The sequence below is a fragment of the Pseudomonas sp. KK4 genome (assembly GCF_001984065.1).
Classification (GTDB): domain Bacteria; phylum Pseudomonadota; class Gammaproteobacteria; order Pseudomonadales; family Pseudomonadaceae; genus Aquipseudomonas.
In genome coordinates this window covers 1-16,145 of sequence record NZ_LYVP01000054.1, presented here as the reverse complement: position 1 = coordinate 16,145, position 16,145 = coordinate 1, and the positions used below count along the sequence as shown (strand labels likewise).

The window sequence follows — 16,145 nt, the reverse complement described above, 5'->3', positions numbered from 1 at the left end:
GGGCGCCGCGCCTCAATTGCGCAGCGCCCGGCGCTTTCAACTGACCCGAGGCTCTGCGAGCCCGACCACCTGATGCAGCCGCTCCCGGGTTTTCTGAGGATCCATCCGGAACAACCCGATCAGCCCCGCGACCACCAACACCGCGCCGCAGACCAGGAACCCCTCCCCGTAGCCGGCCGGGTGCTCGGCGCCCGCGCCCTGCACCAGTATTCCGGTGACCACAGGCGCCGACAAACCGGCGAGCGAGGCGATGCCGTTGCCAATCGCCAGGATGCCTGCGCGTTGGCTGCCCGGCGTGAACTCGGCGAGCATGGCCGGCCCCACCGAATACATCACCAGTGCCAGGCCGCCGCTGAATGTCAGGCAGACGATCCGCTCGATGCTCGACAGCCCCGGCAGGAAAAGCGCGGCGCTCAGAAGACCACTGGCAATCAGGCAGAACGAAACGAACGCACCGCGTGACCAGCGCGTCGCCATGCCGCCACGCATCAAGCGCTGCGATAACCAGGCCATGAACAGGCTCAGCGGCGTGGTGACGATGACGAACAGTACAAACACTCGGCCGGTCATGATCGGATCGATACCCAGGCCATTCTCCAGATAGCTCGGCACCCAGGTCAGCGTCAGTGCCAACGACCAATTGGCAGCGAAATGACAGAGGTAATTGCTCAGTACCGTGCTGTCGGTGAGCAATCGTTTATAAGGCACGCGCTCTTCGTCCTGCGCGAGCTGACCGGGGCGAATCCGATCGAGCGTGCCTTCGCGTCCCAGCAACCACCACAACACGCACCAGACCGCGCCGATTGCAGCGAGGACGATGAAGTTCATGCGCCATCCGTAATGCACGCTGATCCACGGGATCATCGCGCCCGCGACCAGCAGGCCAAAGGCACTGCCGGTATGCAGCAATGCGACCGGCAGGTTGCGACGGTCGTTGGGAAACCATTTGTACAAGGCGTGGGTGGCCACCGGCGACGCCGGCCCTTCGCCGATGCCCAACAGCACACGGCAGGCCACGATTGCCCACATGGACGTGACGAACAGCATCGGCAACTGAATGAGCGCCCAGAACGCGCCCATGCCCAACAGCAGGGTGCGCGTGGGGCGGCGATTGGCGACGAAGCCGCCGATCACTGCGGAAATCGCGAAGAACCAGTGCAGTGCGCCACCGACCAGCCCGAACTCGGTCGGTGACAGGCCAAGCTCCTTGGACATCGGTACTGCAACCAGGCCAATGACGACCTTGTCGAGGAAGTTGACCAGCATCAGCAGTGCCAGCAGTACCGCAACCATCCAGGCCGTGCCCAGGCGTGCGGTGTTGTCAGTGTGAGTCATGGTTGTCTCTCGTTATTGTTCTTGTCAGAGCGTCCGGCCAGGTGCGGCCGGACGTACGGCAGGCACTGCTAGTCAGGCATCAGGACACCCTTGGCAATGGTGTTGCGCTGAATTTCACTGGTGCCGGTGAGGATGCGCATCATACGGGTCGCGCGGAAAATCCACTCCACCGGATGGCCACGCAGCAACCCCGCTCCACCGTGAATCTGCACCGCGCGGTCTGCGATACGGAAAGCGGTCTCGGACACGAATAGCTTGCACATGGACGCCTGAGTGCGAATATCCCCACCGGCATCATTCACCGCCGCTGTCGCATACACCATGCTGCGCGCCGCATGCAACTCGGTCGCCATGTCGGCGATCATGTGGTTGATCGACTGGAACATGGCGATCGGCTGACCGAACTGCTTGCGTGTACGGGCGTAGTCGATCGACAGGTTCAGCGCCAGGCCCGCCAAGCCTAGCAAGGTCGGGCAATGCAGCAAGCGATTAAGGGTGATCCGCCCCATTGCCAGCTTGAATCCCTGTCCTTCTTCGCCAATGCGCTGGGCCGCGGGCAACCGTACTTCGTCCAGGAAGATGTCGCCATGGGCGCCACCGCCGGACATCACCGCATAATCGCTCTCTATGCGCACCCCTGGTGCCTTCAGATCGACGAAGAACGCCGAAATCCCCTGGGCGCCACCGCCAGGTCCGGTCACGGCGAGCAGCACGGCGATATCGGCATAGGGCGCACCCGAGATGAAACGCTTGCTGCCGTTGAGCACATAATCTTCGCCGTCGCGGCGTGCAGTCGTCCTGATTGCCGTTGCATCGGAACCGGCTTCACTCTCGGTCAGCGCGAAGCACACAGCCTTCTCGGCACGGCACACCGGTTGCAGAAAAGTCTCGATTTGCCAAGGGCTCGCGACCTTGAACAGATGCCCCACGCGCGGCGGACCGGACAGCTCACCGAGGATGTGCGGAGCCAGCATGGAACCGCTGAGCACCGTGGACTCTTTCACTGCACACAGGTCTGAAACGTTCAGCCCCGCACCCCCGATCGCCTCGGGCAGCATGATGTTGTAAAAACCCTGGTCGCAGGAGCGCTGCCAGACCTGTTGCAGCACATCGCGAGGATGGGGCTTGGCCCAACTCAGGCCTTCGCGCTGTTCAAGGGGCAGAATTTCGTCGCGAATGAAGCCACCGATGGCCTCGATGATTTGGCTGGCTTTTTCACTTGGCTGATACATGGTGATCTCCTCGTCAGATGCGGCGGTCGCAGTTTTGCCAGTAGGCATCGCGAATAAGACGGCGAACCACTTTGCCGTTGGGGTTCTTCGGTAGTTCGCTGACGAAATCCACAGCACGGGGTTTCTTGAAGCCGGCCAGGTTTCGCGCGCAGTGATCGATGACCTCGACCTCACTCAGTGCGGTGCCTGGCTTGAGTACGATAACGGCTCGCACCGACTCGCCCCACTGCTCGTCCGGCACGCCAACGACCGCCGCCTCGAAGACTTGCGGCAAGTTGTAGAGCACCTGCTCGACTTCCGTCGGGTAAATGTTGAAGCCTCCGGAAATGATCATTTCCTTCTTGCGGTCGACGATGAACACATAGCCCTGGTCGTCGACCGTCGCCAGGTCGCCACTGAGGTAGTAACCATCGCGCATGACCTCGGCGGTGAGCTCTGGCGCGCGCCAGTAGCCCTGCATGATGTCCGGTCCCTTGACCACGATTTCCCCGATTTCGCCCGGCTTCACATCCTGGAAGTCCTCGTTGACCACCCGCAGGTCGGTCTCGAAGTAACAGCGCCCGCAGGAGGCGAGGCGTCGATAGTCGCCGTTTTCGCACAGGTGGTCCTGCTCGGTCAGTACCGTGACCAGCGAACAGGTTTCGCCGGCACCATATCCTTGTGCCAGGATCGGCCCGAACACTTCAATGGCGCGCTTGACCAGAGAAGGCGCCATCGGTGCAGCGCCATACATGACCAGACTCAGGCTGCTGAGGTCGTAGCGCTCCACGCCCGGGAAATTCACCAGTCGGTTGATCATCGCGGGCACCAGGAATAACCGGGTGACGCGTTCACGCTCGATGCTTTGGAGCAGCAGCTGATCGTCGTAGCGTTCCAGCAGCAGGTTGCAGGCGCCGACCGCCAGCAACGGCATCAACTGCATGCCGCTGGCATGGGTGATCGGGCCGACGTGGGCCATGACATCGCTCGGCGCGGCACGCCGGGTGGGGCTGGCGATGCTCTTGCGGATCAGCGCCTTGCGATTACCGACGCTGAGCATGGCGGCCTTCAGCACACCGGAACTGCCGGAGGTGTAATGCAACACGGCCAGGGCGTCGTCCGGCGGGTCGCAACTGATCGGCTGCTGGTCGCCCTGGTTCAGCAGTGCCGAGTAGGCGACATCGCCGCCCTCCTCTCCCAGCGCCACGATCAGACGCAGCGCGGGGACCTGAGCCCGGCGGGCAGTCAAGGCTTGGGCAAATGCTGGCGTGGTGATCAGCGCGACGCTGCAAGAGTCGTTGATGATCTGGATGACCTCGTCCAGTGACAGGCGCGCGTTGACGGGAACCTTCACCAGGCCGGCCTTGTAGAACGCGACTTCGGCCTCGACCAGTTCAACCCGGTTCTCGGCAAGGATGGCGACGTGTTCGCCAATGCTGACGCCCTGGCCCAGTAACGCCGAGGCAAGCTGGTTTGTACGCTGTTCGAGCTGAGCGAAGGTCACTCGCGTGTTGACATCGATGACGGCCATTCGCTCAGGCCAGTACTTGGCACTTCGACTGATTATTTTTCCAAGGTTCACTGTGTTGTTCTCGTCGACAGTTAAGACCGGGACGATCCTAAACAGCGGCGCAACGGCAAACGTAATATCAGTTCTTGATGCCGGGTATAGCGGTTTTAGCTGGCTCAACGTGCCGTCTCAAACACCTGCGTCAGCCATGCCAAAGTGTTATGGCAACAATCCAAAGACGCTATTTGTGAGCTGATCCGCCGCCTACCTATTATCCCTCGCGACCGACAACCAACAAGCCAACGGCACTCAACAGCCGGGATGTTCGTTCAGTTGTCCCATCCCCTCACTCTCTAATAAGCACAATAAGAGGTTAAGAGTGAACGCTATCTGTCCCGACCGTCTTCGGTCATCACTGCTACTACTGTCGTGCAGTCTTCTGGTCACCCCCGTTGATGCCATGCAATTTGAACTGGGTGAGGTTGAAGGCCAGTTCGATTCGGCCCTGGCATTAGGTGTTGGTATCAGCACAGCCAATCCGGACAAGCTGCAGGTGGCCGCCGCCAACGGCAATGACGGGCGACGCAATTATCGATCCGGGGATGTGTTCTCGACGATATTCAAAGGTACCCATGACCTGGAACTCAAACTCGACAACCTGGGCATGTTCGTGCGCGGAAGCTACTGGTACGACACGGCGCAACGCGATCACAGCCAACGCTTCAAGAACATCGAAGACAACAATCGCAAAACATCGGCAAAGACGGCCGGCTCCCAACTGCTCGATGCATTCGCCTATTACTTCTACGACATAAACGGTGAGCCGGGTTCGGCACGCTTGGGTAAACAAGTGGTGAACTGGGGCGAGAGCATTTTTATCCAGGGCGGATTGAACGTCGTCAACCCCTTCAACCAGGCCGCGCTGCGCCGGCCAGGTTCGGAGGTCAAGGACGCGCTGGTGCCGGTCAACTTGCTGTACGTGACACAGAACATCAACGAGGCACTGTCCTTTGACGCCTTCTATCAATTGGACTGGGAACAGACGCAACTGGACAACTGTGGCACATTCTTTTCGGGCAATGACTTCATACCCGAGGGTTGCCAGAGCCTTGACGTCGGCGGTCGGCAGGTCAACCTCTCGGTGGCAAATCGAGGCCTTGGGCCATTCGGCGTGGTCATGAACGAGGAAGGGGTACGCATTCCTCGAGCGGGCGATCAGGATGCTCGCAACAGCGGCCAGTGGGGCTTGTCTGTTCGCTGGTACGTCGCGCCGCTGGATGCCGAGTTCGGTGTTTACGCCGCCAACTATCACAGCCGTTCGCCTTACCTGGGAACGGTCAGCAGCCCGTATTACAGCAATACCCGTTTCGCTCCCCAACTGTGCAGCAACCTTGGGGTGCCATCGGCCGGCTGCGGCGCCTTTCTGGCTTCCAGCTCAGGCCAGACCCTGGCAGGTGCATTGCGCATGGGCACGTCCCAGTATCTCGCACAATACCCTGAGGATATCCGCCTGTACGGCGCGACATTCTCCACCACCCTGCGCACCGGCACGGCGCTTCAGGGCGAGTTGAGCTACCGCCCGAACATGCCCGTGCAACTCAATGGCACTGATGTGCTGCAGTCGCTGCTCAACGCCAACGGTCGCAGCCCGTTGTCCGAACCCGGGCAGCGACCAACGACCGACTCGACACTGTTCAATGGGTATCGGCGCAAGGAAGTCACTCAGGCGCAGGTCTCGGCGATGCACTCTTTCGGCCAGGTCATGGGGGCGAATCAGGTGCTGTTGGTCGGTGAGCTCGGCGCCACTTATGTCGGCGGCCTGAAGGGGAAAAACGGGCCACGCTATGGCCGCTCCGGTGCCTATAACAGCGGCGAGCTGATCGACAACAACGTCTGCCTGTCCATCTCGAACAGCCCCGAATATTGCAACGATGAAGGCTTCGTCACACCGTTCTCCTGGGGGTATCGGATGCGGGCGACCTGGAGTTACTCAGGCGTGATGCAGGGTCTGGACCTGCGACCCAACCTGTCCTGGTCGCATGACGTAAAGGGTTACTCGCCAGGCGACGGCTCGGCCTTCAACGAAGGTTCGCGCTCCGTCAGCCTCGGCCTGGACGCTACGTTCATGAGCAAGTATTCGATGAGCCTGTCTTACACCGATTACATCGATGGCAACTACGGCACGCGTGGCGATCGCGATTTCGTTTCGATCGGTGTGGGTGCCACCTTCTAAGCGTAAAGGATAACAACAATGCACAAATGTCCCGCCCGGCCCGCCTCTGAAAAGTCCACAGCCAATCTCGTGCTGGGAGTAGCGCTGCTGCTCTGCAGCGCAACCTGTCCCGCCCTCGCGGCGAATGGCTCGACCGATAAGGGCGTCATGCAAGGATTTCCACCCGCACCGGAGTTTCGTGTGAACAAAGTCAACGCCTTCCAACCGACCTTCCTGCGCTGGTCAACACGGCACGCCCGTGAAGTGTCCGCGACGCGCAACATCGGTCGTGCTGCGCGCCCCCTGTCGTTGATCGACGCTGCAATGCGCGATCTGGACCGGGTCACTTTCAAGGCCGGCGAAGAGGACCTGACACTCGCCCGCTACCTGCAAGACACCTCGACCGACGGGCTGATCGTGCTACAACGCGGCAAGGTTATTTTTGAGCGTTACCTTGAAGGATTCGAACCCGGCCAGCCACACATCTGGGCATCAATGACCAAATCGGTCACCGGCCTTTTAGCGGCACAGTTCATCGCCGAAGGCACCCTCGACCCGCAGGCAAAACTGGCCAGTTATGTCCCTGAGCTGAGCGGTACGCCGTTCGGCGAGGCCACGGTGCAGGCCAACCTTGATATGCAGGTAGCCGTGGCATACCCCGAAGCGGTGCCACCTGACCTCGGCCTGTTCGCCGCGACCGGGTTGATCCCGCGTAACGCAACGATGCCCGGCGATATCTATGCCTTTCTGAAAATCGCGCAAATGGCCCCGGGTGAAGGCAGATTTTTTTACCAGAACGGTTCGCCCGAGGCGATGGCCTGGGCCCTGCGACGTATATCCGGATTGAATTGGGCGCAACTGGTCCAGCAACGCATCTGGTCGCGTTTTGCCCAGGAAGATGCCTATGTCCAGATCGACGAACTGGGCACCGAGATGGCCAGCGGCGGGATCAGCAGCAACCTTCGCGATACGGCCCGCTTCGCCGAACTGGTACGCCGAGAGCTTGCCCGAAAGCCGAGCAGCGACAGTTTCAACCAGGCCGTGCGCAGTACTTTCCAGCCGGGCGACCCAACGATTTTCGCTCAAGGCAACCTCGCGCCAGGCCGGCCTGGTTATGCCTACCGCAACTATTGGTATCAGCGAAATGATGGCCAAGGATCGGTGGAGGCCAGTGGTCGCTTTGGACAAAAAATCTATATCAACCCGAAGCGCGAGGTCGTCATCGTAAAATTGTCCTCCACCGCCGATCAAGCCAGGCGTGCCACCAGCGCCGATGGCGAAGCAAAGGTTGCTGCCCGGGCGATCGATTCACCGGTTACGTTCAACAACATGGTCAATGCGGTATTGGCGCAGTTGAGTGATTGAGATCCGGGATATGGATTGAGGCGTTGTTTTTTCGGTAGGTAGCGATTGGCCGGTTGCGGCTTTGGTGATCCTCAGCAATCGGCCAGGAACTGTCAGTCAATGCGACTCGATAATCCCCACCCGAGCGTGCATCATCGCGCTCGCCACGATCCTGTCGTGGCATCGAAGCCATCAGTGCAGAACCTGCTTGCCCGCAAAACGAGCCTTTTGAAATGGAAGTCATCTCATGGTCGAACGTAACAAACTGGTTCCGGAGTTAATGGTCACCAACCTGGATAGCAGCCTGGCTTTTTGGGTTTCTCGTCTGGGGTTCAAAGTAGCTTATCAACGCCCGGAAGATGGATTTGCATACCTTGATTTGAATGGTGCTCAAGTAATGCTTGAGCAGGTTGATTCGGATGCGGGTCAATGGCTGACTGCGCCGTTGACCAAGCCGTTTGGAAGAGGCATCAACCTACAGATCGATGTTGAGGCTGTCGCACCCATCATCCAAAAACTTGATCAGGCTGGATGTCCACTCTATCGAGAATGCAAAGACACTTGGTATCGGGCTGACAATGTAGAGGTAGGCCAGCGCGAATTCATCGTCCAGGATCCCGACGGTTATCTCGTAAGGTTGGTAGAGAGGTTGGGTGAGCGACCGGCTTGCTCAATATGAATCTGAATCTGAATCTGAGCCAAACCGACCGTCAGCTTGGGTCGGTTGCGGTCCTTCGCGGCAGGCACAATCGGCCATAAGCGGACGCTCACCAAGGAATGCTTTGTGCCGCTCTTTGCCGATCACGGCGAGCGCAAGTTGGACGCTGGTGCCTTTAACAAGCAAGGCACCAGCCGCTCATACAGCATTACACCGCTATTTTGTGTACAGACGAGCATGGCCCATCCAAAGGCGTGCACCGGAGCAGTTCCCCCCTGGGTCCCCGTTCATATGCACTGCATAGCCGCCTAGCCTTGAAGATCAAAAGCAGCCTGTCGAGCAAGCCCCGTGAACCGCACTACACTCGTAGACACACCCCAGGCATCTTTTTATCAATTGCGACATCAGCACTGAGCAGAACAGCAGCGCTTAAGCAATTCCCCAACAGCCACGTCGGATTCAATAGCCCATCCCTCCTGAATTTTTAGCTGATTAGTTACGCCATGTATTAACTGATATTTCAAATCGCCCGTTTATCTTGATGATCATCATAAATATAGTGGCCCCATGGTTCTCCAGAAGTACAGCCAAGTTCAATTTTCCATAAAAAACCGGAAATGTTGGCTGGCCGGCAGAAGGGGGCATCACAAAGTTGAGCATTAACATGACCACATCGCGCCTATATTTGCCAAAACGGTACTGCTAATTCGAGCATCAACGGGTGCTCGTGGACCTGAACAAAACTCAGGTCAATTCATCGTTGTTCATTCCATAAAATTGGAGTTCCGCCATTATGAAATCACGACGTATCGTAAGCGCCACTCTCGCCTTTACTATGCTGCTGGGCGGCACCACCATGGCTGGTCAGGCCCTTGCCGCCGACACTGCCAGCCCCCCCAAATCCGCCAGTTCCTCCCCCAACCAGTTTCTCATTGATAAGGTCAGCCCCGAATACTGGCGAGTGCAGATCAACAACCCGCCTTTCAACATCTATGGCCCGGACTCTACCTTCCAGTTCGAGAAGGTGATCAGCGCGATCGAAAGCGACCCCAAACTCAAGGTGGTGGTCTTTGAAAGTAAGGTGCCTGGTTTTTTCCTGACCCACTACGACTTCGCGGAGCCCCTGGAGCGGACCCTGGAAATGCCCAACGGGAAGACCGGCCTGCCGCCCCTTCCGGACATGTTGGTACGCCTGAGTAAGTCCCCAGTGGTTTCCATCGCGATGATCAACGGCCGCGCCTCCGGCGTGGGCAGCGAACTGGCCCTGGCAAGCGATATGCGTTTTGCCAGCGACAAGGCAGTGCTGTCCCAATTTGAAATTGGCGCCGGCTTTGTCCCAGGCGGAGGCCCAATGGCGCGCCTGCCACGCCTTATCGGCCGAGGCCGTGCATTAGAGGTCCTGCTAAGCGGTAACGACATCGATGGCAAACTGGCCGAGCGTTATGGTTACGTAAACCGCAGCTTTCCCGAAAACGAGCTGAACGGCTTCGTCGATGCTCTCGCCCGCCGCATCGCCACTTTCGACAAGCAATCTCTGGGCGAGATCAAGGAACTGGTGAATGTAGCTTCCCTCCCTTCAAACGAAGACGTCGGGAAGGAGTGGCCCGCTTTTCTCAACTCTGTTCGACGCCCTGCCGCCCAACACCATATCGGCCGCCTTATGGAACTAGGCCTGCAACAAAAAGCTGATGTGGAAATTAATCTGCCCAAGTATACCGGCCAGGTCAGTGCCGAGAAAAACTGAGGCGCAGAAGACTGCAACATTGCGGATTTTACCGGGGCTAAGCCAAGCTTAGCCCTTTATTCCAGCAAGATATCTCTTATGAAAGACGAAATTTTTGTTTGCCTAAAAGCGGTGAATAATTCGGCGTTTAATTAGCTGACTGCGTGGGTGTGAGTCGCCCCTGATTTCGAACAAAGGGTATCTGGCCATTGCGAAAACCCAGGACAGGAAATGCTGTTCAACGAGGCATTCCGGAACAGCTGGACGAGATGAAAAATTGCAAATCATCTCGTCTTTTTTGGCATGCGACCTTCTGTTGGGGTCACTGGCAGCGAGACGTCTGAGTCAACTCATTCAGTCAGCGCGCATGGACTGCGTAGCCCAATAACAGCCGACTTCAAGATTTGTCCCCAAGATCGTAAGCCCGGGCAATCAGCTCGGCCACTTCCGCACGGCGTACGGTCGAAGCCTTACTCGAGTCAGGTACCACCGTTGTGACACGACCTTGCGCAACCAAAACCTTGGCAGCTTCAACCCACTCCTCCCGAGTGACTGGTTTGTTAGCCTCGAACGCCGGTCCACTTTTCATCCAGCCATTGGAAACAACAATCTCGGCTTGATCAAACAAAAGGGAGTCCGGTGGCAGGTCAGTGAAGACAGGTCGTTTGTCGACCTTCATCTCACCGGCCAACGTCATCTGCAATGTGTTGGCCAGTTCCCCTCGGGTAATGGCACGGGCCGGCTCAAAGGCATTGGCCTCGTTACAGGTCATCAGCCCGCGGAAAACCACCGCCCGCACCGCATCGGATGCTCGATCGGCCGTGATGTCGGTGGGCAGGTTTTTTTGCGCAGGTCTCAATCTCGCATCAACCGGGGTGACATCCAGACTCACGCCCTGTGCGGTGTAGTTGGTCAATGAGTCGTAAGTCTTGCTGTGTGCAACAAAACCTGGGGCCTTGGTGAAATCAAACCGGTACCCGTAATGGTATCCATTGGCAGGATTGTAGCGAGTCATCAACCCCGACTGACGGGTTGCGGTGTTGTCCGCCAGACCATACAGCACTGCCCGGCGCATCGCCGCCACTGCCGATAGGTCGGTGATCAGTTGGTTACCCACCAGATACTCATCGCCCGGCTTGATGACCTCCTTGCCTTCAGCCGGTAAGACTGCATTTGTCGAAAGGTTGTATTGATCGCCATTGCCCAGCATCGCGAGCTGCACGTTATGCAATTGAGTGCCGTAGACGCCGAACCGCTTGGTCGCATGGCTGGCATCCATCACCGTCAAATACCCCTCGCCAATGACCTCGATCTGACCGTCAGGCTTCACCCACATGGCGGTGTTGGTATCCAACCCGAAACCCTTGCCGCGCGGGTCGTCGACCAGATAACTGGCCATGCGCGCGGTTCGCCCGGTACTGGTTTCTTCGAGCTGATCCAGATGCTGATCGATTATCCCGGCCTTGAACAAGCCAGACCCCTTGAGCAATGCCGCACCACGCTGCCCGGCAGACTTCGCTACACCGAAGTCCAGCGTGTCCATGACAACCCCGTAAGCCGTCGGCATCTGTGCGCCGAGAATACTCGCCCCTGCGCTCGTGCCACCGATGACTCCGCCGTGCTCATACACGTTGCGCACGGCCTGCATCGCCAGCGAGTCACTGCCATCAGCGTTAAACAACGCTTTGGCAATTCGCGCTTGATCGCCCCCCACAAACCACACGGCACTTGCCTCAGTGATCGGCCTGACGGCTTCGGGATCATTCATGGTTTGTGCGTAATTTTTACTGTCGATCGACGCAATCGTGACGTGAGAAGCCGGCACACCCAACGCCACCAGCTCGGCTTGAAAGCGTTTGCTTGAACCCAGGCTGCCACTGGCAGTGGGGAAAATCACAATCTTTGCCGCACCAGACCCGCCCGCCAGATCCACGAATTTGTGATACACGGGCAAATTGCTGGCCCTCAGCATGCCCCCCACCGCCAGTAAATGGCCATCCGCGAGCACCGACGTCGCTGAAGAAGCGATAGCCAACGCGACCAACACCCTGCCCTTTCTCACATTGCTCATCCGCATTTGCTCTTTTTGTGGGGAGAACATCACTGGCTTCATAGCCGATCCTGACAGCGCCGATCTGAAAATATTTCTTTCAGACTAATGACATGTGAAATCTTATACGCCGCATTTTTTTGATGATCAAGGGCTTTGATCGGAGCTTAAAAAACCTATTTCATGCCAATAGAATAAGTTTAATTCTTATAATTCAATAACTTATACATCTATCCAGATCCGTTTTTTTACAAAGCAGAGTGATTCTTGTATTTTCTTATTTTACATTTTATGAAAATAATTGTTTCATAACCATCTGGTGGCTCCCGATTCAAGTCAAGCGCCATACGTGCTCGTCGACCCGTTCTACTCACCCTGATACCCGCTATAAGGAGTCGTACAATGAAAACAATCACACTTCTGGGCGCCGTGGCGTTGACCGCCATGAGCGCATTCGCGATGGCCGAAGAACAGACGCTGCGCATCGGTATCGAAGCGGCCTATCCCCCCTTTGCGTCCAAGACGGCAGACGGCGCGATCACCGGTTTCGACTACGACATCGGCAATGCGCTGTGCGAGAAAATGGCGGTCAAATGTGTATGGACCGAGCAGCAGTTCGACGGATTGATTCCGTCCCTCAAGGTACGCAAGATCGACGCAATCCTGTCCTCCATGTCGATCACACCCGATCGGCTCAAATCGGTCGATTTCAGCAAAAGGTACTATCACACCCCCGGCAAACTGGCGATGAAGGCCGGTACCGTTATCAACGACCCGCTTGTAGACCTCAAAGGCAAGCGAGTGGGCGTTCAGCGCGCGTCTACCTACGATCGCTATGCCAGTGACAAATTCGCCGCAGCGGGGATTGAAGTCGTGCGCTACGGCTCCCAGGGTGAAGCGTTCCTGGACCTGGCCTCCGGTCGCCTGGACGCCACCCTTGCCGACATCGTCAACATCGATGAAGGCTTCATCAAAACCGACGCAGGCAAGGGTTTCGCATTGGTAGGCCCGGACTTCACCGATAACAAATACTTCGGTAACGGCGCGGGTATTGCGGTACGCAAAGGCGATTCGGCAACCGCTGAAAAACTGAACGCCGCCATCGACGCCGTTCGCGCAGACGGTACCTATCAGAAGATTCAGAACAAGTACTTCAGCTACGACATCTACGGCGGCTGATCACTTGCGCAGGAGTCGTGATTCAGCGACTCCTGCTTGGCCGTCTTCAGGAGTTCTGCATGCAACACATTGAGCACTTGCTACCCTGGGGCAGCCCGGGTATCGAACGACGTCTGTCGGTTTTTCGTTTTGGTAGCGGCCCTCGCAAAGCCTACATTCAGGCGTCGCTGCACGCGGATGAATTACCGGGCATGCGCGTAGCGGTCGAGCTGAAAAAGCGCTTGCGCGAGCTGGAGCAAGAAGGCCGGCTGAACGCAACTATTGAACTGGTTCCGGTAGCCAATCCCATCGGGTTGTCACAGATGTTTCAAGCCACTCATCAGGGGCGATTCGACTTTGCCAGCGGCAAGAATTTCAATCGGGATTTCCCGTCACTCGGGGAAGCGGTGGCGGCCCGGGTGACCGGACGATTGAATGGCAAGGCCAGGGATAATGTCCAGGTCATCAGAGCAGCCATGCACGAAGTGCTGAACGAGCTGCCTCAAGCGAACTCAGCGCTAGAAGGGTTGCAACGCCTTTTGTTGACTCACGCCTGTGATGCGGATGTGGTGCTGGATCTGCATTGCGACTTTGAGTCCATTCTTCTGCTTTATAGCCTGCCGCAGCTTTGGCACTCACTTGAGCCGTTGGCACACCGACTCGGCGCCGGCGCGGCGTTACTGGCCGAAGCGGCCGGCGGCGATTCCTTTGACGAAGCATGCTCCACCCCTTGGCTGCAGTTGGCCAGGCAATTTCCAGACGCCCCCATTCCGCTGGCTTGCATGGCGACGACCATAGAACTGGGTGGTATGGCGGATACCGGTCACGTTACGGCCGAAGCTCACGCAGAAGCCATCCTGGCGTACCTGGGCGATCTGAAGATGATCAGCGGCGACTGGCCAAAAGTACCTCCCTCTCACTGTGAAGCCACGCCATTTGCAGGGGCGCAGTATGCCTATGCACCCCACGCCGGGGTCGTTTCATTCCTGAAACCATTGGGTGCGCGGGTAACCAAAGGGGACGCGCTCTTTGAAGTCTTTGATCCAATCACGGACCGCCATACACGCGTTTGCGCCACCACCAACGGCGTGCTCTATGCGCGTGAGCGACTACGGTTTGCTCAACCCGCTCTTTGGCTAGCCAAGGTCACAGGCAGCGACCCCATTCGTCATGGTCGCCTCTTGACCGATTGAGGCGGCACTCCCGTGATTTCGCTCGCTTCAGATACACTGGGGCAACTGATCGACAGGCCGGCCCAACTTATGCTCCAACTTCCTCGCAATGCCACCGTTTATACAGCGCCCATCATGCGCAACCTCGCCGAGGCCGCACCGGATTTACAACCTTCACTGCGCAAGGTGGCTGACTTTATCCTGCGTCATCCACTCAAGGCCGCGACGCTGACCATCGAAGAACTGGCCCAGGAGTCTCTGACTTCACCGGCAGCGGTCAATCGCCTTGCGCGCGCCATAGGCTTGAAGGGCTACACGCAATTGAAGGTCGAACTGGTTGCGACCCTGCAGGACATGGTTTCGCCTGTCGACAAATTGCGCAACGAGATGGCCCATCGGCCCTCGGGCGAATTCGGCCTGACTGAACAACTTCAAATTGCAACCAGCAACCTGAGCACCACCAACACCAACAATCCCGCAGTGGTGTTCGAAGCGTTTGTCAGCGCCCTGATTCAGGCGCGTAAAATCTACATCCTCGGTTTTGGAAACAGCGCCTACATGGCAGGACTTGCCGCCTCCAATCTGATGCCCTTCATTGCCGATGCGCAGGCCATCAGCATGGAAGGTGGCAACGAGAACGCAGCCTATCGATTGGCATCCATCACGCCCGCCGACGTCCTTCTGGCGATCTCACTGCCCCGTTACTCCCAAGACACACTGCAATTAGCGAGATTTGCCAAAGAACGGGGAGCCTCGGTACTAGCCATCACCGACTCGCCAGCATCGCCTTTGGCCAACATCGCGCATCACGCACTGTTTGCTGCGGCGAACCATCCAGTACTCATCAGCTCAAACTCGGCTGTTTTGGCATTGATCGAGGGCTTGGTTGCCGCCGTCATGACGCGAAACAAGGAAGCAGTCAGGCTCTCTGCCGAGCTAACTGAAAGCGTGCTGTCGTACCTGCATGTTTCTGCCAATAGCAAGCCAAGCTCGAAGAGAAAGCCGCTCAGCCGTTGACGCCTGTGAGAAATGGCCGCTGCGGCACAACGGACGCTGAGCAATGCAACTTCAGTGGCGAAAGTTCAGCGAGTAGTTGCCCAGCCACTGAAGCTTTGCCCCACTTCACCACTACGCCAGGATCTTAAGGTCCTGGCGGCCTACCCTCCCCGCCCGAGCAACTGTTGCTCCTCCCATCTATAGAAAGGCGTGCAAGCCCCACTGGACGACCGGCCGAGCGCAACATCACGGTCAACGTCATACACGCCGGGTTCATGAAAACCGACCTTAACGCGCATCTGCGGGACGCTCTGACACCCTTGGTCGAGCGCTTGTGCTCCCCTCGATTTGGCCGACTGGAAGAAGTCGTCGCACCGATCCTCTTTCTTGCCAGCCCTGCCGCGTCCTACATCACCGGCACGATCATCGATGCCGATGGCGGCTACAACATTCAGTCGCCACCGCGTCGATTACCAGGCTCAAATTTTTGGGGAATGCAGCATGAAAAAACCTGGAGGGAAAATTGCACTCGTCACCGGTGGCAGTTCCGGCATTGGTTTGGCGACAGCGCGCTTGCTGGTGGAGAAACGCACTCACAACCCGCCATCAACAACCCTCACCCTATGACAATCCCCCGGCCCAAGCGTGCGCCCACTCGCCGACCGAACCTCAATCGGCATGAGCGCCTCGCCGGACTCGTTATCCAACAACACCGACCGCGTCTCCCCCACCCCAAACAAAAATCGCTCCCCCCACTGCCGCATACTCACCACCAC

Annotated in this window: 11 protein-coding genes and 2 pseudogenes; 8 read left to right on the top strand and 5 right to left on the bottom strand. The window is 57.9% G+C overall.

The window, feature by feature from the left end; genetic code table 11:
- Positions 1–36 precede the first annotated feature (36 nt).
- The 3 genes from B0W55_RS18125 to B0W55_RS18115 form a co-directional block, all read right to left on the bottom strand.
- Positions 37–1,293, bottom strand: a complete 1,257-nt coding sequence (locus B0W55_RS18125; RefSeq protein WP_077047315.1) for an MFS transporter — start codon at positions 1,291–1,293, stop codon at positions 37–39.
- Between the two features lie 110 nt (positions 1,294–1,403).
- Positions 1,404–2,567, bottom strand: a complete 1,164-nt coding sequence (locus tag B0W55_RS18120; RefSeq protein ID WP_077047297.1) for an acyl-CoA dehydrogenase family protein — start codon at positions 2,565–2,567, stop codon at positions 1,404–1,406.
- Between the two features lie 13 nt (positions 2,568–2,580).
- Positions 2,581–4,128: an AMP-binding protein gene (locus tag B0W55_RS18115; RefSeq protein WP_077047296.1), complete on the bottom strand. Its 1,548-nt coding sequence runs from the start codon at positions 4,126–4,128 to the stop codon at positions 2,581–2,583.
- 307 nt (positions 4,129–4,435) lie between these two features.
- Here B0W55_RS18115 and B0W55_RS18110 point away from each other — a divergent pair, with 307 nt between their 5' ends.
- The 4 genes from B0W55_RS18110 (at position 4,436) to B0W55_RS18095 (ending at position 10,014) form a co-directional block, all read left to right on the top strand.
- The gene (locus B0W55_RS18110) at positions 4,436–6,289 is read left to right on the top strand and encodes a DUF1302 domain-containing protein (RefSeq protein WP_371807278.1); all 1,854 of its coding nucleotides are present in this window, start codon (positions 4,436–4,438) and stop codon (positions 6,287–6,289) included.
- 180 nt (positions 6,290–6,469) lie between these two features.
- Entirely contained in the window at positions 6,470–7,633 is a 1,164-nt protein-coding gene (locus B0W55_RS18105) for a serine hydrolase (protein ID WP_256576349.1), read from the top strand.
- Between the two features lie 226 nt (positions 7,634–7,859).
- Positions 7,860–8,291: a VOC family protein gene (locus B0W55_RS18100; RefSeq protein WP_077047294.1), complete on the top strand. Its 432-nt coding sequence runs from the start codon at positions 7,860–7,862 to the stop codon at positions 8,289–8,291.
- 772 nt (positions 8,292–9,063) lie between these two features.
- Entirely contained in the window at positions 9,064–10,014 is a 951-nt protein-coding gene (locus tag B0W55_RS18095; protein WP_077047293.1) for an enoyl-CoA hydratase/isomerase family protein, read from the top strand.
- A gap of 376 nt (positions 10,015–10,390) precedes the next feature.
- Here the strand turns inward: B0W55_RS18095 and B0W55_RS18090 are convergent, their stop codons facing one another.
- Entirely contained in the window at positions 10,391–12,106 is a 1,716-nt protein-coding gene (locus tag B0W55_RS18090; protein WP_256576344.1) for a cyanophycinase, read from the bottom strand.
- Positions 12,107–12,445: 339 nt separating this feature from the next.
- Between B0W55_RS18090 and B0W55_RS18085 the strand changes: the two genes are divergently transcribed.
- The 4 genes and pseudogenes from B0W55_RS18085 to B0W55_RS31215 all read left to right on the top strand — a co-directional run.
- The gene (locus tag B0W55_RS18085) at positions 12,446–13,222 is read left to right on the top strand and encodes an ABC transporter substrate-binding protein (RefSeq protein ID WP_077047292.1); all 777 of its coding nucleotides are present in this window, start codon (positions 12,446–12,448) and stop codon (positions 13,220–13,222) included.
- A 59-nt stretch (positions 13,223–13,281) separates the two neighbouring features.
- The gene (locus tag B0W55_RS18080) at positions 13,282–14,394 is read left to right on the top strand and encodes a succinylglutamate desuccinylase/aspartoacylase family protein (RefSeq protein ID WP_077047291.1); all 1,113 of its coding nucleotides are present in this window, start codon (positions 13,282–13,284) and stop codon (positions 14,392–14,394) included.
- A 69-nt stretch (positions 14,395–14,463) separates the two neighbouring features.
- Complete coding sequence (locus B0W55_RS18075) at positions 14,464–15,390, top strand: MurR/RpiR family transcriptional regulator (RefSeq protein ID WP_077047290.1); 927 nt, start codon at positions 14,464–14,466, stop codon at positions 15,388–15,390.
- 164 nt (positions 15,391–15,554) lie between these two features.
- Positions 15,555–15,806: pseudogene (locus B0W55_RS31215) on the top strand (SDR family oxidoreductase); the annotation flags it as partial.
- Between the two features lie 156 nt (positions 15,807–15,962).
- Here B0W55_RS31215 and B0W55_RS31210 read toward each other — a convergent pair.
- Positions 15,963–16,145 (bottom strand): annotated as a pseudogene (locus tag B0W55_RS31210) (transcriptional regulator); the annotation flags it as partial.